Here is a 17,759-nt window from a genome sequence, read left to right as displayed (position 1 = left end):
GCCATCCGGGCGCTCGCCGCCCTGCTGCTGACCGCGCTCGCGCTCGCCGGCTGCCGCCGCGAGCCGCCCGCCGAGGACCTGGCCAAGGCCGCGGGCGACCCGGTGGCCGCGGTCAAGGCCCAGGCCCGGGCGCTGCGCGACAACGACCTGGTGCGCTGGTCGCGCCTGAGCCTGCCGCCCGAGCTGCATGCCCGTTCCGAGGCGCTGTGGGACCGGCGCCTGGCCGAGGCCACCCCGGCCGGGGACGAGGACGCCCGCGAGTACGCCGAGGTCATGGCCCGGCTCACCGCGCCCGACGCCGAAGCCGCCCTGATGCGCGACCTCGAGCCCAAGCTGCAGCAGTTCGAGGCCGAGGTCGGCGGCCAGTGGCCGCTGATGCAGGCCACCGCCTCGATCTTCCTGAGCGCCGCCATCGAGGCCAATACCGAGCTGGCCGCGGCCGAGAAGGCGCACGGCCGCGAGCTCGCCGATGCCGTACTCGACTGGGCCCAGCCGGCCCTGATCACCGACCGCGCCCGCGCCCGCCGCGCCATCGCCGCGCTCAGCGCCACCGCCCGCGAGCTCGACCTGCCCACGCTCGAGCAGGCCCGCGCCCTCGGCATGACCCCCGCCCTGGAAAAGGGCGGCGTCGCCCTGGCCGGCCTCAAGCAGGCCGCCCTGGCCTACGACCTCGACCTCGACGCGGCGCTCGACGGCGTGCAGGCCGAGCTGCTGTCCACCGAAGGCGACCAGGCCACCGTGAAGGTGAGCTACCCCCTGCTTGGCCGCACCATCGCCTTCGAGACGAAGATGCAGCGCGTCGGCGAAGGCTGGTATGGCGCCGAGGCGATCCGCCAGGCCGAGGCCGAGCTGGCCGAGGCCGCCCACGCCACCGGCGAGGCCCTGGCCGACGACGACGGCCTGGCCACCGACGCCGCCATGGGCGCGTCCGCCGACTGAGCCCGCCGCGATGGACGACCAGACCACGCCGTCGCCGGCGCCCGCCTTCCGTCCCGCGCCCGCGCGCCCGCCGCTGTGGGCGCGCCTGATCGAGGCCCTGCTCAAGCCCTGGATCCAGATCAAGCGCGAGCCGGCCGAGCCGCCGTTCTCGCTCGACCGGCCGATCTGCTACGTGATCGAGAACTACGGCCTGTCCAACACCCTGATCCTCGACCGCGCCTGCCGCGAGGCCGGCCTGCCCTCGCCGCTGGCGGCGCTGCCGGGCGACCCGCTGGGCCGCAAGCGCGCCTACGTCGCGCTCTCGCGCCGGCGCGCCGGGCTGTTCGGCCGCCCGCGCAACCGCAGCCACTCCGACGCGCTCTCGCGCCTGCTGATGGCGCACCGGCTCTATCCCGACCAGGACGTGCAGCTGGTGCCGGTGTCGATCTTCGTCGGCCGCGCGCCGGCGCGGCAGTCGGGCTGGTTCTCGGTGCTGTTCTCGGAGAACTGGGCCATCGTCGGCCGCTTCCGCCGCCTGCTGGCCATCCTGCTCAACGGCCGCGACACCCTGGTGCAGTTCTCGCCCAGCGTGCGCGTGTGGGAGATCCTCGGCGAGGAGCAGCCGCACGAGCGCCAGGTGCGCAAGGTCAGCCGGGTGCTGCGCGCGCACTTCCGTCGCATCAAGACCGCGGTCATCGGCCCCGACCTGTCCACGCGCCGCCTGCTGGTCGACCGCGTGCTCGACGCCGAACCGGTGCGCAAGGCCATCACCGACCAGGCCCGCCGCGACGGCACCGAGTACCTCGACGCCTGGAAGAAGGCGCACGGCTTCGCCTGGGAGATCGCCGCCGACTACTCCAACCCGGTCGTGCGCTCGGCCTCGTTCGCGCTCACCGGCTTCTGGAACCGCATCTACGACGGCCTCAACGTCCACCACATCGACACGCTCAAGCAGGTCGCGCCCGGGCACGAGGTCATCTACGTGCCCTGCCACCGCAGCCACATGGACTACCTGCTGCTGAGCTACCTGCTCTACAGCCGCGGCATCGTGCCGCCGCACATCGTGGCCGGCGTGAACCTCAACATGCCTGTGATCGGGCCGATCCTGCGCCGCGGCGGCGCCTTCTTCATCCGCCGCTCGATCAAGGGCAACGCCCTGTACGCAGCGGTGCTGGGCGAGTACGTGGCGCAGCTGGTGTCGGGTGGCTTCTCGCTCGAGTACTTCATCGAGGGCGGGCGCTCGCGCACCGGCCGGCTGCTGCCGCCCAAGGGCGGCATGATCGTGATGACGCTCAAGGCCTTCCTGCGCGCGCCGCGCCGGCCGGTGGTGTTCCAGCCGGTCTACATCGGCTACGAGAAGCTGATCGAGGGCAAGAGCTACCTCGACGAGCTCACCGGCCGGCCCAAGGAGAAGGAAACCATCTGGGCCCTGCTCAAGGCCGCCGCCGGCATCCTGCGCCAGCACTACGGCAAGGTGGCGGTGAACTTCGGCGAGCCGATCTTCCTGGACAAGGTGCTCGAGCAGCACGCGCCGGACTGGCGCGAGCGCAACGCCGCCGAACCGGACGAGAAGCCGGCCTGGCTCAACGACGTGGTCGAGGACCTGGCCACCCGCATCCAGGTCAACATCAACCGCGCCGCCGACGTGAACCCGGTGAACCTGCTGGCGCTGGCCCTGCTGGCCACGCCCAAGCACGCCATGTCCGAGGCCGACCTGCTGGCGCAGCTGGCCCTGTACAGGAAGCTGCTGGCGTCGCTGCCGTATTCCGACCGCGTCACCGTCACCGACCTCGAACCGCCGGCGATCATCGCCTACGGCGAGAAGATCGGCGTGCTCACCCGCACCGTGCACCCGCTGGGCGACGTGCTGAGCGTCGAGGGCGAGACGGCGGTGCTGCAGAGCTACTTCCGCAACAACGTGCTGCACCTGTTCTCGGCCGCGGCCTGGGTCGCGCTGTGCTTCCAGAACAACCGCCGCATGAGCCGCGCCGGCCTGCTGCGCCTGGGCCGCACGATCTACCCGTTCGTGCAGGAGGAGCTGTTCCTGCCCTGGGACGCCGATGGCTTCGCCGAACGGCTCGACGCCACCATCGACCTGTTCGTTGCCGAGGGCCTGCTGTCGATGGCCAGCGAGGACGACGGTGGCTACCTGTCGCGCGGCCCGGGCCAGACCGACGAGGTCTTCCGCCTGCGCGGCATCGCCCACAGCCTGCAGCAGGCCTTCGAGCGCTACTTCATCGCCATCACCACGCTGGTCAAGAACGGCCCGCGCACGCTCAGCTCAGGCGAGCTCGAGAGCCTTTGCCAGCTCACCGCCCAGCGCCTGAGCCTGCTCTACGCGCCGGCGGCGCCGGAATTCTTCGACAAGACCCTGTTCCGCGGCTTCATCCAGAAGCTGCGCGAGATGAAGCTGGTGTGGATCGCCGAGAACGGCAAGCTCGACTTCGACGAGCCGCTGATGGCCTGGGAGAAGGACGCCAAGGTGGTGCTGGGCCGCGACCTGCGCCACACCATCGCCAAGCTCTCGCCCGAGGCGGTCAGCAAGGTGGCCAAGGCCGGCACCGGCGACCTGCCGGCCTGAGCCGGCGCGTCAGGCGTCGAGGTCGGGGATCAGCCGGCTCTCGAGCGCGGTGATCATGTCCTTGATGCGCAGCTTGCGCTTCTTCAGGCGCTTGAGCGTGAGCTCGTCGGAGTCGCGATCGGCCGCCAGGCGGGCGATCGCCTGGTCGAGGTCTCGGTGCTCGACCCGCAGTTCCACCAGCTGGGCGGCGATGCGGGCAGGGTCTTCGGTGGCCATGCGTGCTCCCGGTTCCCGCACAGCTTACTCCGGCCACGCGTCCTTGTAGGAGTGCCTTCAGGCGCGACCCCCTCGCATGGGCGTAAAATCCCCGGTCCGCGTCCCGCCCCACCCGCCATGACCCTCGTCCTCAACGATCCCCTGCCGATCCGGCCGGCGGCCGAGCCCGCCGACCCGCGCAAGCTCGCCCACGAGCGCGCCAAGCTGGCCAAGCGCCTGCGCCGCCAGGTCGGCCAGGCCATCGCCGACTACGGCATGATCGAGGACGGCGACAAGGTGATGGTCTGCCTGTCCGGCGGCAAGGACAGCTACACCATGCTCGACCTCCTGCTGCAGCTGCAGAAGAAGGCGCCCGTGCGCTTCGAACTGGTGGCGGTGAACCTCGACCAGAAGCAGCCGGGCTTCCCGGAGCACGTGCTGCCCGACTACCTGCGCTCGCTCGGCGTGCCCTTCACCATCCTCGAGCAGGACACCTACTCGGTGGTCAAGCGCGTGGTCCCCGAGGGCAAGACGATGTGCTCGCTGTGCTCGCGCCTGCGCCGCGGCGCGCTGTACACGCACGCCAAAGAGCAGGGCTTCACCAAGATCGCGCTCGGCCACCATCGCGACGACCTGGTGGCGACCTTCTTCATGAACCTGTTCTTCCACGCCAAGCTGGCCACCATGCCGCCCAAGCTGCGCAGCGACGACGGCGAGCACGTGGTGATCCGCCCGCTGGCCACCTGCCGCGAAGCCGACCTGATCGCCTACGCCGACTGGAAGGCCTTCCCGATCATCCCCTGCACGCTCTGCGGTTCGCAGGAGAACCTGCAGCGCAAGCAGGTGGGCCGCATGCTGGCGCAGTGGGACCGCGAACACCCCGGCCGCGTCGACACCATCGCCCGCGCCCTGGCCGACGTGCGTCCTTCGCAGCTGGCCGACCCGAACCTGTTCGACTTCCTCTCGCTCGGCCGCCTGTCCGACGCGCCCCTCCCCGACGCACACGCCTGGCTCGCCGGCGAGGCGGGGGACGGAGGTAATTAATCCGCCTCGCGGCGCCTCGACTTCACTGACAGTTCCCGGGGCGGATTAATTACCTCCGTCCCCAACCCCGGAGTTTTGATGTTCTTTCGCAACCTGACGTTCTTCCGCTTCCCGACCTCGCTCGCCAAGACCCTCGATGACCTCGACGCCCGCCTGGAGGAATGCCGGCTCAAGCCGGTCGGCCCCAGCGAGCTGATGTCGCGCGGCTTCATCCCGCCGATGGGCCGCGACGCCGAGCTGATGAGCCATCGCATCGGCGACGCCATCTGGGTCACGCTCGGCGGCGAAGACCGCCTGCTGCCCTCGGCCGTGGTCAACGACCAGCTGGGCCGCAAGCTCGCCGAGATCGAGGAGAAGGAAGGTCGTCGCCTCGGCGGCCGCGCCCGCAAGCGCCTCAAGGAGGACGTGGTGATGGAGCTGCTGCCGCGCGCCTTCGTGCGCCCGGTGCGCTGCAGCGCCACGCTCGACCTCGAGCATGGCTTCATCGCCGTCGACACCAGCTCGCGCAAGACCGCCGAGAACCTCGTCTCCGAGCTGCGCCACGCCCTGGGCAGCTTCCCGGCCCTGCCGCTCAACGCCGAGACCTCGGTGCGCGCGCTGATGACCGGCTGGCTGGCCGGCGAACCGCTGCCCGGTGGCCTCACGCTGGGCGACGAGTGCGAGCTCAAGGATCCCGTCGATGGCGGCGGCGTGGTGCGCTGCAGCCGGCACGAGCTGCAGGCCGACGAGATCCGCCGCCACCTCGAGGCCGGCAAGCAGGCCACGCGCCTGGCCCTGGTGCTCGACGACCACGTCGGCTTCGTGCTCGGCGAGGACCTGGTGCTGCGCAAGCTCAAGTTCCTCGACGGCGCCGTCGACCAGCTCGAAGGCACCGAGACCGACGGCGTGCACGCCGAGCTCGATGCCCGCTACGCGCTGATGGCCGGTGAACTCAAGCGCCTGTTCGCCGTGCTCGACGGCGCCCTGAAGTTCTCCAGCGCCGACGCCTGATAGATTGCGCGCATGTTCCTGCGCCTGACCCGCCCCGCCGCGCCGGCGCCCGAAACCCGGCCGCTGGTGATGACCGACGGCCGCGAAGTGCCGGTGCGCTGGGTGCGCGACCGGCGCGCGCGCCGGCTGCGGCTGATCGTCTCGGACAAGGGCGCGCGGCTCACCCTGCCGCTGGCGGCGTCCATCCGCAGCGCCGAGTCCTTCCTGCACGAGCACCGCGACTGGCTCGCCATGCAGCTTGCCCGCCAGCGCCCCGAGCACGCCCCGCGCTTCGGCCGCGACTGGACCGGCCCGCTGCCGCTGCGCGGCATGCAGCTGCCGCTGGCGTGGCGCGAGGGGCGCTACGCCAGCGCCCGCCTGGGCGAGCACGGCGTGGAGCTGCAGCTGCCCGAGCGCGCCGACGACGCCCGCGCCCGCGCCGCGCTGCGTGAGTTCTACCTGCAGCAGGCGCGCACCGACCTCGGGGCCTGGTTGCCGCGCTACCTGGCCGGGCTGCCGCGTGCGCCGATGGCGCTGCGCGTGCGCCCGCTGAGTTCGCTCTGGGGCTCGCTCAGTCCCTCCGATGCGGTGTCGCTCGACCTCGCGCTCGTGCTCGGCCGCCCGTCGGCCTTCGAGTACGTGCTGGTGCACGAGCTCTGCCACCTGGTGCACGCCGACCATTCGCGCCGCTTCTGGCGCGAGGTCGAGGCGCGCTGGCCGACCTGGCGGGAAGAACGCGACTACCTGCGCGGCGAGGGTCTGGCCTTGAAGGCGGCACTCGCGCGTTTGATCCGGTGAACCCCAGCCGGTAGGACGCCGCGTCACCCAGAACCATTGCCCTGCTCACGCTCGCGCTGCCGGCCCTGCTGGCCGGCGCCTGCCATCGCGACGGCCGCAATGGCGGCGGCGACCTGGTCGGGAAGGCCATCGAGGCGGCCGGCGAGCCCGGCGCACCGGCCCCCGGCGCCGACGGGGCCCGGGACGTGGTCACCATCGAAACCGAGGAAGGCCTCTACACCGCCACCAGCGGCGAGGACCTGCCGCTGCCCGCGCAGTTCCCCGGCGACGTGGTGCTGCCGGTGGATGCGCGCGTGCTCACCTCCATGACCCTCGGCCCGGCGGTGTCGGTGAGCCTGCGCAGCCCGCGCAGCCTCGGGCTGGTGTTCGACGAGTTCCGCGCCGCGCAGCTCGCCGCGGGCTGGCGGGAGGACGTGGCGCTCGAGCAGGCGCCGGTGCAGGCGCTCGGTTTCCACAAGGACGGCCGCCGGCTCGAGGCCAACTTCGTCGCCGAGCCCGGCGGCGGCACCACGCTGGCGATCTCGCTGCGCCCGGCCTCGGACTAGCCGCGCAGGAAGTCGAGCAGCAGCGGCGCCACCACGCCGGGCTGCTCCATGTGCAGGTGATGGCCGCCGGCCAGCACCGCCAGGCGCGCCTCGCGCAGGCAGGCCAGGCGCGCGGCCCGCACCCCGGGCGTGAAATACGGCGGCGCGGGATCGGCCGCGACCACCAGCACCGGCGCCTCGATGCCTCGCAGCACCGCCTGCACCGCGGCCTCGTCCATGCGCAGGTGGCCGGGCAGGGTCAGGCGCGGGTCGCTGCGCCAGGCAAAGCCGCCGGGCACCTCGCGCAGGTTGCGGCGCACGATCAGCGCCGCCGCCTCCGGCGCCATCCGGGTCACGGCCAGCCGCGCCGCCACCGCGGTGTCGACGTCCGGGATCAGCCGCGGCGGGCGGCCGGCCCGGGCGCGGCGCGCGCGCACGGCCTCGCGCAGGCGCTCGCCGGCCTTCTCCGGGTCGCCGGCCACCGGCCCCAGCGCCTCCACCAGGGCCAGGCGACGCACCCGTGCCGGGACCGCGGCGGCGATGAACGAGGCGATCGCGCCGCCCATCGAATGCCCGAGCAGGTCGGCCTGCTCCCAGCCCAGCGCGTCGAGCGCGTCGAGCCCGTCGTGCAGCCAGTCGGCGAAGGCGTAGTCGCAGCCGGGCGGGCGGTGGTCCGAGGCGCCGTGCCCGGGCAGGTCCAGGGCCACCCAGTCGAAACCGGCCAGGTGCGGGGCCAGCGGCAGGAAGCTGGCGGCGTTGTCGAGCCAGCCGTGCAGGCAAAGCAGCCGCGGGCCCGAGGGATCGCCGCCGCGCAGCGCCGCCAGCGTGCCGCTGGCGGTTCGCAGCCGGATTTCCTGCATCAGTGCGGCCAGCCCTGCAGGTGGCTGCGCGCCAGCGCCGACAGCGCCGCCACGTGTCCCGGTTCGTCGTTGAGCGCGCTGATGTAGCGCAGCGCCTGGCCGCCGGCGGCGCGGAAGACCTGGTCGTTCTCGACCGCGATCTCCTCCAGCGTTTCCAGGCAGTCGGCGGCGAAGCCCGGGCAGATCACGTCCACGGTCATCACGCCCTCGCGCGCCATCGCCTCGAGCGTCTTGTCGGTGTAGGGCTGCAGCCACTCCTCGCGGCCGAAGCGCGACTGGTAGGTGAGCCTCCACTCGCCCTCGGCCAGGCCCAGGCGGCCGGCCAGGGCGCGCGCGCCCGCCTCGCACTGGCGCGGATACGGGTCGCCGGCGGTCTCGTAGCGCTTGGGCAGGCCGTGGAAGGACATCAGCAGCTGGTCGGCCCGGCCGTGCAGGTCCCAGTGCGCACGCACGCGCGCCTCGAGGGCGTCCAGCCAGCCGCCGTCGAGGTGGTAGTCGGCGATGAAGCGCAGGTCCGGCGTGCGGCGCCAGCCGGCCAGCTCCTTGCCGACCGCATCGAGCACCGAACCCGAGGTGCTGGCCGAGTACTGCGGGTACAGCGGCAGCACCAGCAGGCGCTGCATGCCCTCGGCCTGCAGCTCGCGCAGCACGTCGGGGATGGACGGGTTGCCGTAGCGCATCGCCACCCGCACCGACACGTCGGGCAGCGCGTGCTGCATGGCCCTGGCCAGGTTCCGGGTGTGCACCAGCAGCGGCGAACCCTCGTCCATCCAGATCGAGGCGTAGTTGCGGGCCACCCGCGGCGAGCGCAGCGGCAGGATGATGAAGTGCAGCAGCGGGCACCACAGCCAGCGGGTCAGCTCGACCACGCGGTGGTCGTGCAGGAACTGCGAGAGGTAGCGCTTCACCGCGCCGGCGGTCGGCGCGTCGGGGGTGCCCAGGTTCACCAGCAGCAGCGCGGTGCGGCCCGGGCCGGCGGAGGTGGGGGCGTCGAGGTAGGGCTTCATGCGGACCTGTCCATGGCGGCTGCCGGAAACGTATCATCGCCCAAGTGAAGGTTTGGCTCACCCGCGGTTCATTGCCCGCGGACATACTCGGGCCCACGCGCCCCACGGAGACTGCCCCCATGACCCGCTTCCTCGCCCCGATGCTCGCCGCGCTCGCCCTCGCGCTCGTCCCCGCCGCCCCGGCCCTGGCCGGCGAGAAGGAGGAGGCCCGCGCCGCCGACGCCGCCCGCGTGCTCGGCGAGATCATGCGCATCCCGGAAACCGCCGTGCCCGAGAAGCTGTTCTCCGAGGCCCACGCCATCGCCGTCATCCCGGACGTGGTCAAGGCCGGCCTGGTGATCGGCGGCCGCGGCGGCAAGGGCCTGATCTCGGTGCGCAGCCCGGACGGCACCTGGTCCAACCCCAGCTTCATCAAGCTCGGCGGCGGCAGCATCGGCTTCCAGGCCGGCGTGCAGTCGGCCGACGTGATCCTGGTGTTCCGCTCGGAGCGCGGCGTGCAGAACATCGTCAACGGCAAGTTCACCCTCGGCGCCGACGCCTCGGTGGCCGCCGGCCCGGTCGGCCGCAGCGCCCAGGCCAGCACCGACGAGCAGCTCAAGGCCGAGATCTACAGCTATTCGCGCGCCCGCGGCCTGTTCGCCGGCGTGGCCCTGGACGGCACCGTGCTGCGCATGGACCACACCGCCAACCAGCGCGTCTACGGCCGCAACACCACCCCGCGCCAGATCTTCGAGGGCCGTACCGCCGCCCCGCCGGCGTCGGTGGTCGATTTCCGCGACCGGCTCGAGGAAAACACCGTTCCCCAGGACTGACGGACGGCGCGGCCGGGGCCCGGCTGCGCTAGACTTCGCCCACTCTCCTGACGCGGAATCCGGCACATGGGCAGCTTCAGCATCTGGCATTGGCTCATCGTCCTCCTGGTCGTCGTGCTGGTCTTCGGCACCAAGAAGCTGGGCAACATCGGCAAGGACCTGGGCGAAGGCATCAAGGGCTTCAAGAAGGGCCTGAAGGAAGGCGACGACACGCCGCCGCAGCAGCTCGGCAACGAGCGCCGCGACGGCGAGGCGCCGCGCCAGGACGCTTCGCAGGACAGCCAGCACAAGGACTCCTGAGCCCCGCCCCGGCGGGTGCCTGGCTTCGCATGTTCGACCTGGGCTTCGGCGAACTGCTGGTGATCGGCGTGGTCGCGCTGGTGGTGCTCGGTCCCGAGCGCCTGCCGCGGGCGGCCCGCTTCGCCGGCCTGTGGGTGCGCAAGGCGCGCGCGCAGTGGTATTCGGTGAAGTCCGAGTTCGAGCGCGAGCTGGCCGCCGAAGACATGCGCAAGGCCCTGGGCGACCCTGCGGGCGACCTGCGCCGCCAGGCCGATGGCCTCAGGCGCGAGCTCGACGAGGCCGGCCGCGCCGCCGCCGAGGCCCTGCGCGACCCGGAAGCCGCCCCCGCCGAGGCGCCGCGCGACGCGGCCACGGATCCGGACGACGGCGGCAAGCCCGCCGATGACGCCGCGGCGGGCAAGTCATGACCGAGGCCCCCGGCCAGGCCGAAACCCTGATGGGCCACCTGCTCGAGCTGCGTTCGCGCCTGCTCAAGGGCGTGGTGGCGGTGCTGCTGGTGTTCGCGGGCCTGATGCCCTTCGCCAACCGCATCTACGCGCTGCTGGCCGAGCCACTGCTGTCCAAGCTCCCCGACGGCGGCCAGCTGGTGGCCATCGAGGTGGCCTCGCCCTTCTTCACCCCGGTGAAGCTGGCCTTCTTCTGCGCCGTGATGCTGGCCATGCCGGTGCTGATCTACCAGGCCTGGGCCTTCGTCGCGCCCGGCCTTTACCAGCAGGAAAAGCGCATGGCGCGGCCGCTGCTGGTGGCGGCGCTGCTGCTGTTCTACATCGGCTGCGCCTTCGCCTACTTCCTGGTGCTGCCGGCGGTGTTCGGCTTCCTCACCGCCATCACGCCCGAGGGCGTGGCGATGATGACCGACATCAGCCGCTACCTCGACTTCGTGCTGGTGATCTTCCTGGCCTTCGGCCTGAGCTTCGAACTGCCGGTGGCCGTGGTGGTGCTGGTGCTGCTGGGCGTGACGACGCCGGCGCAGCTGCGCGAGGTGCGCGGCTACGTGATCGTCGGCGTCTTCATCCTGGCGGCCGTCATCACGCCGCCGGACGTGGTCTCGCAGCTGATGCTGGCGATCCCGATGTGCCTGCTCTACGAGCTGGGCATCCTCGCCGGCGTGCTGCTCAGGCGGCCCACGCCGGCCGCGGGCTGAAATGCGCCCCGCCGGCTTCTGGCGTCGCTACGCCGCCTACAGCCTCGACGCCCTCGCCCCGCTGGCGCTGTCCGTGCCCCTTCTCCTGGGCTCCGGCCGGCGCGTGCTGGCCGACACCGACGTGGCCATGCAGCAGGTGCAGTTGCGCCTGTTCGAGCTGATGGACCAGGCGATCGCCGGCGGCGGCGACGCCGGCGACCCGCTGGCGCAGCTGGCCGGCTGGTCCGGTGATCCGGTGCTGCACGAGGGCGTACTGGCGCTGGTGGCGACCTGGCTGCACGGCCTGGCCGTGGCGGCGGCGGTGCTGTTCGCGCTCTCGGCGCTGTGGTTCGTCGGTTTCGAGGCCTCGCGCTGGCAGGCCACGCCGGGCAAGCGCCTGGCCGGGCTGCGCGTCACCGACGTCGCCGGCCACCGGCCGGCGCCCTGGCGGCTGGCGCTGCGCTTCGTCGCCGGCGTGCCGAGCTGGCTGATGCTGCATCTGGGCCACGCCCTGGCCGGCTGGACCAAGGACCGGCGCGCCCTGCACGACTACATCGCCGGCACCCGCGTCGTGCTCGCGCCCGGCGCCGCGGAGGCGATGCCGCGCTGGGCGCGGCGCTGGCTGTGGGCGCAGGGCCTGGCCCTGGCCGCCGCCTTCATCGCGGTGGTCGCCGGCTACGCGCTGCTGCTGGCCGAGGCGGTGGGCGCCGGCCTGCCCTGAAGGCCGCTCAGGCCGCCAGTTCGCCCGGCGCGGCCGGGTCCGCCGGCTCGGCGTCGCCGAAGATCTCGCGCCAGCCGTGGTAGTAGAAGCCGAACATCAGCGCGTACATCGCCAGCATCAGCACGCCCAGCAGCGGCAGCGCGACGAGCATGCCCAGCGCCGGGCTCAGCAGCGACAGCAGTCCGATCACCAGGCCCAGCACCAGGCCCAGCAGCAGCGCCAGCATGAAGCCGCCGACCATCACCACCAGGCTCAGGCCCAGCAGCGGCAGGAAGTTGCGCAGCACCGCCAGCAGGCCGGCCACCACGCATTCGGCCACGCTGGCCGGGCGCAGCGCCGCGGTCGCCAGGGCCAGCATCGAGGCATGCATCCAGGCGAAGATGGCGATCGCCGCCACCGGCAGCCACAGCACGGCGGAGGCCGGCGTGTTCTGCACCAGGGCCACCAGCGCGGCCTGGTCGGGTTCGCCACCCACCGGCGTGGCCAGCGCGATGGCGAAGTACTCGCGGAAGAACTGGCCCAGCGAGGTCAGCAGCAGCAGGGCGACAAAGGCCAGGTAGAGCAGCGAGTAGACCAGCGAGGTCAGCACCAGCCGATGGCCGCCCTTGCCCGGGCCGAAGGCGTTGAAGACATCGGTGGCCAGCACCGGCTGGCCGCGGTCGGTGGCGTCGAGCACGCGGAACACGCCGCCGAACAGCGGCGGCATCACCAGCCAGCTGACCACGGTGCTGACGGCCATGACCACCGCCACGCCCGTGCCCGAACCGCCGGTCGCCGCCTGCAGCGCCATCTGCAGCAAGGACACCGCGAACACCACCGCCAGCACCAGCGCCAGCGCCCCGAACAGCGCCTTGGGGTTGCGACGACCCACGTCGAAGGCCTTGCCCAGCCAGCGGAAGGGGGCGGCCATGCCCACGGCGTTCGGACTCATTCGGTTCAGGCTCCCTGGTGGGCGCGACGACGCGCCTGGTGGACGAAGCGGCGCAGCACGCGCCGGGCCAGCGGCGCCGGCCGCACCGCCTTGAGCAGGCTGTGGTGGCAGTGGCCCTCGCGGGCCAGGGCGTCGGCGCGCGCCTGGATGTAGCCCCGCATCATGCCGGCGCTGAACTCGGGATGGAACTGCACGCCCCAGGTGGACTCGCCCCAGCGGAAGGCCTGGCAGTCGTCGAGCGCCGAGCGCGCCAGCACCGTGGCGCCGGGCGGCGGCGCCAGCACGGTCTGCAGGTGGGTGGCATGCGCCGGCAGCGTGCCCGGCAGGCCCGAGAACAGCGGATCATCGGCGGCCGTCCCGGCCAGCGACAGCTCCACCGTGCCCATCTCGCGGCCGCGCGGGTTGTAGTCCACGGCGCCGCCCAGGGCGTGCGCCAGCAGCTGGTGGCCGTAGCAGATGCCGAACAGGGGCAGGCCCGCGTCGGCCGCCTCGCGCAGCCAGTCGGCGGTGCGCTCGGACCAGTCCAGGCGCTCGGTGACCATCGCGCCCGAACCCGACACCAGCACGCCGGCCAGGCCGCGGGCGTCCGGCAGCGGCTCGCCGTCGAGCACGCGGGCGCTGCGCACCTCGCGGCCGTGCAGGCCGGCGGCGACGCGGATCCAGTGGCCGAATCCGCCGTGGCGGCGCAGGTGGGGCAAGGGGTCGCCGGTTTCGATCAGGAGGAAGGGTTTCATGCGGGCCGGGAAAGGGCGGTGGCGCGGGCGGCGGCTATACTAGCCCGCTTTGGGCAGGGCGAAACCGCGATGACCGCACCGACCTTCCAGGAGCTGATCCAGCGCCTCAACCAGTACTGGGGCGAACAGGGCTGCGTCCTGATCCAGCCGCTCGACCTCGAGGTCGGCGCCGGCACCTTCCACCCGGCCACCTTCCTGCGTGCGCTCGGTCCCGAGCCCTGGTCGGCCGCCTACGTCCAGCCCTGCCGCCGCCCCACCGACGGCCGCTACGGCGAGAACCCCAACCGCCTGCAGCGCTACTACCAGTACCAGGTGGTGCTCAAGCCCAACCCCGACAACATCCTCGACCTCTACATCGGCTCCCTGAAGGCGCTCGGCGTCGACCCGCTGGTGCACGACCTGCGCTTCGTCGAGGACAACTGGGAATCACCCACCCTCGGCGCCTGGGGCCTGGGCTGGGAAGTCTGGCTCAACGGCATGGAAGTCACCCAGTTCACCTACTTCCAGCAGGCCGGCGGCCTGGAGTGCAGGCCGGTGACCGGCGAGATCACCTACGGCCTCGAGCGCCTGGCGATGTACCTGCAGAACGTCGACAACGTCTTCGACCTGGTCTGGACGGTCGGCCCGGACGGCACGCCGGTGCACTACCGCGACGTCTACCACCAGAACGAGGTCGAGCAGAGCACCTACAACTTCGAGTACGCCGACGTCGAGGAGCTCTTCCACCGCTTCGATGCCTGCGAGCGCGAAGCGATGAAGCTGGTCGAGCTGGGCCTGCCGCTGCCGGCCTACGAGCAGGTCTGCAAGGCCTCGCATTCGTTCAACCTGCTCGACGCCCGCCGCGCGATCTCGGTCACCGAGCGCCAGCGCTACATCCTGCGCGTGCGCGCGCTTTCGCGCGCCGTCGCCGAAGCCTATTACGCCCAGCGCGAGAAGCTCGGCTTCCCGGGCCTGAAGAAGACCAAGGAGGCCGCGAATGGCTGATTTCCTGCCGCTGCTGATCGAACTGGGCACCGAGGAGCTGCCGCCCAAGGCGCTGCCCGAGCTGGCGCAGGCCTTCCACGAGGGCGTGCTCAAGGGCCTGGCCGCGCGCCGCATCCAGGTGCGCGAAGGCCAGGCCGAGCTGCCCGCCGGCCCGCTCTACACGCCGCGCCGCCTGGCCGTGTTCCTGCCGGCCGTGGCCACCCAGCAGCCGGTGCAGCACAGCGAGGTGCTGGGCCCGTACACCAACATCGGCCTGGACGCCGAGGGCAAGCCGACGCCGGCGCTGCTGGGTTTCGCCCAGAAGAACGGCATGGACTGGGACAAGCTCGACCGCGTCACCGACGCCAAGGGCATGCGCTTCGTCGCGCGCAGCTCGCGTCCCGGCGCCGCCACCGCCGAACTGCTGGCCGAGATCGTCGCCGAGGCGCTCAAGGCGCTGCCGGTGCCCAAGCCGATGCGCTGGGGCGACCGCGACATCCACTTCGTGCGCCCGGCGCACTGGCTGGTCATCCTGTTCGGCCGCGACGTGGCCCCGGGCGAAGTGCTGGGCCTGAAGTCCGACCGCATGAGCCGCGGCCACCGCTTCCACCACGACAAGGGCGTCTGGCTCAACGAGGCCGGCGAATACCTGCAGGCCATGCGCGAAGCGAAGGTGCTGGCCGACCCGCGCGAGCGCCGCCAGCGCATCCGCAGCGAAATCACCGCCGCCGCCAAGGAAGCCGGTGGCCAGGCGCGCGTGCCCGAGGCCCTGCTCGACGAGGTCAACTGCCTGGTCGAGTGGCCCACGGCCATCGTCTGCAGCTTCGAGCGCGAGTTCCTGCGCGTGCCGCAGGAAGCGCTGGTGCTGACGATGGAGACCAACCAGAAGTTCTTCCCGGTGCTCGACGCCGAGGGCAAGCTCAGCGAGAAGTTCATCGGCATCGCCAACATCGAGTCCAAGGACCCGGCCGAGGTGCGCAAGGGCTACGAGCGCGTCATCCGCCCGCGCTTCGCCGACGCCAAGTTCTTCTTCGACGAAGATCTCAAGCAGCCGCTGGACGCCTGGATGACGGGCCTGGCCTCGGTCACCTACCAGCAGAAGCTCGGCAGCTACGCCGAGCGCGGCGCGCGCGTGGCACGACTGGCCGGCATCATCGCCGACATGCTCGGCGCCGACAGCCTCAAGGCCAACCGCGCCGCCTCGCTGGCCAAGTGCGACCTGCTCAGCCGCATGGTCGGCGAGTTCCCCGAACTGCAGGGCAAGATGGGCCGGCACTACGCGCTGGCCTCGGGCGAGCCGGCCGAGGTGGCCGACGCCATCGACGAGGCCTACGCGCCGCGCTTCGCCGGCGACGGCATCGCCGCCTCGCCGCTGGGCCGCCTGCTGGCCGTGGCCGACCGCCTCGAGACCCTGGCTGGCGGCTTCGCCGCGGGCCTCAAGCCCAGCGGCAACAAGGACCCCTTCGCCCTGCGCCGCAATGCGCTGGGCCTGGCCCGCACGCTGATCGAAGGCGGCCTGGACCTCGACCTCGGCGCCCTGCTCGACGACGCCAACGCCGGCCTGCCGCGCGAACTCACCTGGGCCCCGAGTACCGAGCTCTACGACTTCGTCATCGACCGCCTGCGCGGCTACTACGCCGAGCAGGGCGTGCCGGGCACGCAGTTCGACGCCGTGGCCGAGGTCCGCCCGGGCTCGCTGGTGGACTTCGACAAGCGCCTGAAGGCCATCGCCGAGTTCGCCCGCCTGCGCGAGGCGGCCTCGCTGGCCGCGGCCAACAAGCGCATCCGCAACATCCTGCGCAAGGTCGAAGGCTCGATCCCGCCGGTGGTGGACGCCGACCTGCTGGCCGAGCCGGCCGAGCAGGCGCTCAACGACGCCCTGGCCTCGGCCCTGGCCGACACCGACCCGCTGCTGGCCCAGCGCGACTACGTCGGCACGCTCAAGCGCCTGGCGGCCCTGCAGGTGCCGGTGGACAACTTCTTCGAGCGCACCCTGGTGATGGCCGAGGACCCGGCGGTGCGCGACAACCGCCTGGCCCTGCTCAAGCTCATCGCCGACCGCTTCGCGGCGGTGGCGGCGGTGGAGCAGCTCTCAGCCGGCTGAGCGTTTCGCCAACGCCAGCTCACGTACGCGCCGGCGCTCCTCGCCGGCGCGTTTTTTTGCGCGTCGGTCCAGGTAGAGCTGGAAGCCGGTGACGGTGAACAACGGCATCACCAGGCTCGCCAGGCAGAACACCAGCAGGCCGGCCTGGCCGAAGTAGCTGCCGCTGTGCAGCGGGAACATCGCCGCCACGAAGCGCTGGCCCGGCGGCCGTGCCTCGAAGCGCTCGTGCAGGCCGACGGCCAGGGTGCCTGCGTCCAGCGCCAGGCGATTGTTGGCGCGCTCGTGCGGCGGATCGCGATCGAGGTAGGTGAACTCCACCGGAGCGCCGGCCGACTGCGGCAGCCGCAGCGTGCGCGTCGACCAGCCGGCCACCTGCCCGTCGAAGGCGGCGAAGGCCGCGGCCACGTCGATCCGCGGCGCCGGCCCCACGTCCCGGCCACCGGCCGCGGCACCCGGGCCACCGCGCATGGCCTGCGCCGGCATGCCGGCGAGCGCGTTCACGCCATCGCGGTACCAGCCATAGCTCCACCACAAGCCGCTGAGCGCCATCACCAGATAGGGCACGAGCAGCCACGTGCCGACCACCGAGTGCAGGTGCCACAGGAATCGCCGACCGGTGAGTGCGGGATCGAACAGCAACCAAGCGCGCGGGCTCTTCCAGCGCCGCGGCCAGCGCAGGTAGAGGCCCGAGAGGCAGAAGAACACCAGCGCCACCGTCGATGCGCCGACGATCTGCTTGCCCGGTTCGCCCGCCGCCAGCCAGCGGTGCAGCTGCATCGTGGTGCGGAAGAAGGCCTCGCCGCGCGGCTGGCCCAGCAGTTCGCCGGTGTAGGGGTCGAGCCAGCGGATTTCGCCGCGCGGCCGTCCGCCCGGGCCCGGCAGCGCACCCGGTGCCGGCGCGAAGCCGACGCGTGCGGCGTCGGTGGGCTCGGCCGACAGCGTCAGCGACTGCACGGCACGGCCGGGCACCTCCCCGGCGACCCGCGCCAGCAGCTCCGCCGGCGGCAGCGGCGTCCGCCCGCCGGGCTGCACCGTCATCACGCCCGGGTTGATGGCGCGCAGCACCGCATGCTCGTAGGAGAGCATCGCGCCGGTGACGCCCACCAGCGCGAGCACCAGCCCGGCGGTGATGCCGAGGAACCAATGGGTCTGGAACAGGATCTTTCGCAGCATGC

17 protein-coding genes and 1 pseudogene are annotated in these 17,759 nt (G+C 72.3%); 12 read left to right on the top strand and 6 right to left on the bottom strand.

The features are described 5' to 3' along the window. The first annotated feature begins 814 nt into the window (after positions 1-814). The gene (gene plsB / locus C6N40_RS11000; RefSeq protein WP_425477708.1) at positions 815-3,499 is read left to right on the top strand and encodes a glycerol-3-phosphate 1-O-acyltransferase PlsB; all 2,685 of its coding nucleotides are present in this window, start codon (positions 815-817) and stop codon (positions 3,497-3,499) included. A gap of 9 nt (positions 3,500-3,508) precedes the next feature. Here the strand turns inward: plsB and C6N40_RS10995 are convergent, their stop codons facing one another. After that, positions 3,509-3,715, bottom strand: coding sequence for a YdcH family protein (locus tag C6N40_RS10995; RefSeq protein WP_106991077.1), 207 nt, complete (start codon positions 3,713-3,715; stop codon positions 3,509-3,511). A 117-nt stretch (positions 3,716-3,832) separates the two neighbouring features. Here C6N40_RS10995 and ttcA point away from each other — a divergent pair, with 117 nt between their 5' ends. The 4 genes from ttcA (at position 3,833) to C6N40_RS10975 (ending at position 7,050) form a co-directional block, all read left to right on the top strand. Continuing rightward, positions 3,833-4,738, top strand: a complete 906-nt coding sequence (gene ttcA, locus C6N40_RS10990) for a tRNA 2-thiocytidine(32) synthetase TtcA (RefSeq protein WP_106991076.1) — start codon at positions 3,833-3,835, stop codon at positions 4,736-4,738. Between the two features lie 78 nt (positions 4,739-4,816). Then, positions 4,817-5,728: a recombination-associated protein RdgC gene (locus C6N40_RS10985; RefSeq protein ID WP_106991075.1), complete on the top strand. Its 912-nt coding sequence runs from the start codon at positions 4,817-4,819 to the stop codon at positions 5,726-5,728. A gap of 12 nt (positions 5,729-5,740) precedes the next feature. Continuing rightward, positions 5,741-6,505 carry a YgjP family zinc-dependent metalloprotease gene (locus tag C6N40_RS10980; protein WP_106991074.1) on the top strand — a complete coding sequence of 255 codons (765 nt, stop codon included), beginning with the start codon at positions 5,741-5,743 and terminating at the stop codon, positions 6,503-6,505. Positions 6,506-6,690: 185 nt separating this feature from the next. Next, positions 6,691-7,050, top strand: coding sequence for a hypothetical protein (locus tag C6N40_RS10975; protein ID WP_106991073.1), 360 nt, complete (start codon positions 6,691-6,693; stop codon positions 7,048-7,050). Here the strand turns inward: C6N40_RS10975 and C6N40_RS10970 are convergent. Further along, positions 7,047-7,889 carry an alpha/beta fold hydrolase gene (locus tag C6N40_RS10970; RefSeq protein ID WP_106991072.1) on the bottom strand — a complete coding sequence of 281 codons (843 nt, stop codon included), beginning with the start codon at positions 7,887-7,889 and terminating at the stop codon, positions 7,047-7,049. The genes C6N40_RS10975 and C6N40_RS10970 overlap by 4 nt on opposite strands. Continuing rightward, on the bottom strand, positions 7,889-8,896 hold the full coding sequence (gene hemH, locus C6N40_RS10965) for a ferrochelatase (RefSeq protein WP_106991071.1): 1,008 nt from the start codon (positions 8,894-8,896) through the stop codon (positions 7,889-7,891). The genes C6N40_RS10970 and hemH overlap by 1 nt, the downstream gene beginning before the upstream one ends. A gap of 119 nt (positions 8,897-9,015) precedes the next feature. Here hemH and C6N40_RS10960 point away from each other — a divergent pair. The 5 genes and pseudogenes from C6N40_RS10960 to C6N40_RS10940 all read left to right on the top strand — a co-directional run. Further along, a pseudogene (locus C6N40_RS10960) lies at positions 9,016-9,693 on the top strand (lipid-binding SYLF domain-containing protein); the annotation flags it as partial. A gap of 81 nt (positions 9,694-9,774) precedes the next feature. Further along, positions 9,775-10,008 carry a Sec-independent protein translocase subunit TatA gene (gene tatA, locus C6N40_RS10955; RefSeq protein ID WP_106991069.1) on the top strand — a complete coding sequence of 78 codons (234 nt, stop codon included), beginning with the start codon at positions 9,775-9,777 and terminating at the stop codon, positions 10,006-10,008. Positions 10,009-10,037: 29 nt separating this feature from the next. After that, entirely contained in the window at positions 10,038-10,415 is a 378-nt protein-coding gene (gene tatB, locus C6N40_RS10950; RefSeq protein WP_106991068.1) for a Sec-independent protein translocase protein TatB, read from the top strand. Then, positions 10,412-11,152: a twin-arginine translocase subunit TatC gene (tatC, locus tag C6N40_RS10945; RefSeq protein ID WP_106991067.1), complete on the top strand. Its 741-nt coding sequence runs from the start codon at positions 10,412-10,414 to the stop codon at positions 11,150-11,152. Before tatB ends, tatC begins: the two co-directional genes overlap by 4 nt. Position 11,153: 1 nt before the next feature. Beyond that, complete coding sequence (locus C6N40_RS10940; protein ID WP_106991066.1) at positions 11,154-11,852, top strand: RDD family protein; 699 nt, start codon at positions 11,154-11,156, stop codon at positions 11,850-11,852. Positions 11,853-11,859: 7 nt separating this feature from the next. On the opposite strand, the gene C6N40_RS10935 is transcribed toward C6N40_RS10940, so the two are convergent. Next, positions 11,860-12,783 (bottom strand): hypothetical protein, encoded by a 924-nt coding sequence (locus C6N40_RS10935; RefSeq protein ID WP_106991065.1) that lies wholly within the window; start codon positions 12,781-12,783, stop codon positions 11,860-11,862. 5 nt (positions 12,784-12,788) lie between these two features. Next, a complete protein-coding gene (locus tag C6N40_RS10930; protein WP_106991064.1) occupies positions 12,789-13,517 on the bottom strand; it encodes a glutamine amidotransferase in 729 nt (242 codons plus the stop codon). 69 nt (positions 13,518-13,586) lie between these two features. Between C6N40_RS10930 and glyQ the strand changes: the two genes are divergently transcribed. Beyond that, on the top strand, positions 13,587-14,501 hold the full coding sequence (gene glyQ / locus C6N40_RS10925) for a glycine--tRNA ligase subunit alpha (protein ID WP_106991063.1): 915 nt from the start codon (positions 13,587-13,589) through the stop codon (positions 14,499-14,501). Beyond that, entirely contained in the window at positions 14,494-16,584 is a 2,091-nt protein-coding gene (glyS, locus tag C6N40_RS10920) for a glycine--tRNA ligase subunit beta (protein WP_106991062.1), read from the top strand. Before glyQ ends, glyS begins: the two co-directional genes overlap by 8 nt. Here the strand turns inward: glyS and C6N40_RS10915 are convergent. After that, a complete protein-coding gene (locus tag C6N40_RS10915; RefSeq protein ID WP_106991061.1) occupies positions 16,573-17,757 on the bottom strand; it encodes a PepSY-associated TM helix domain-containing protein in 1,185 nt (394 codons plus the stop codon). The genes glyS and C6N40_RS10915 overlap by 12 nt on opposite strands. Positions 17,758-17,759: the final 2 nt, after the last annotated feature.

Source organism: Arenimonas caeni (assembly GCF_003024235.1).
Lineage (GTDB): Bacteria > Pseudomonadota > Gammaproteobacteria > Xanthomonadales > Xanthomonadaceae > Arenimonas > Arenimonas caeni.
This window is presented reverse-complemented; position numbering and strand designations above follow the sequence as displayed.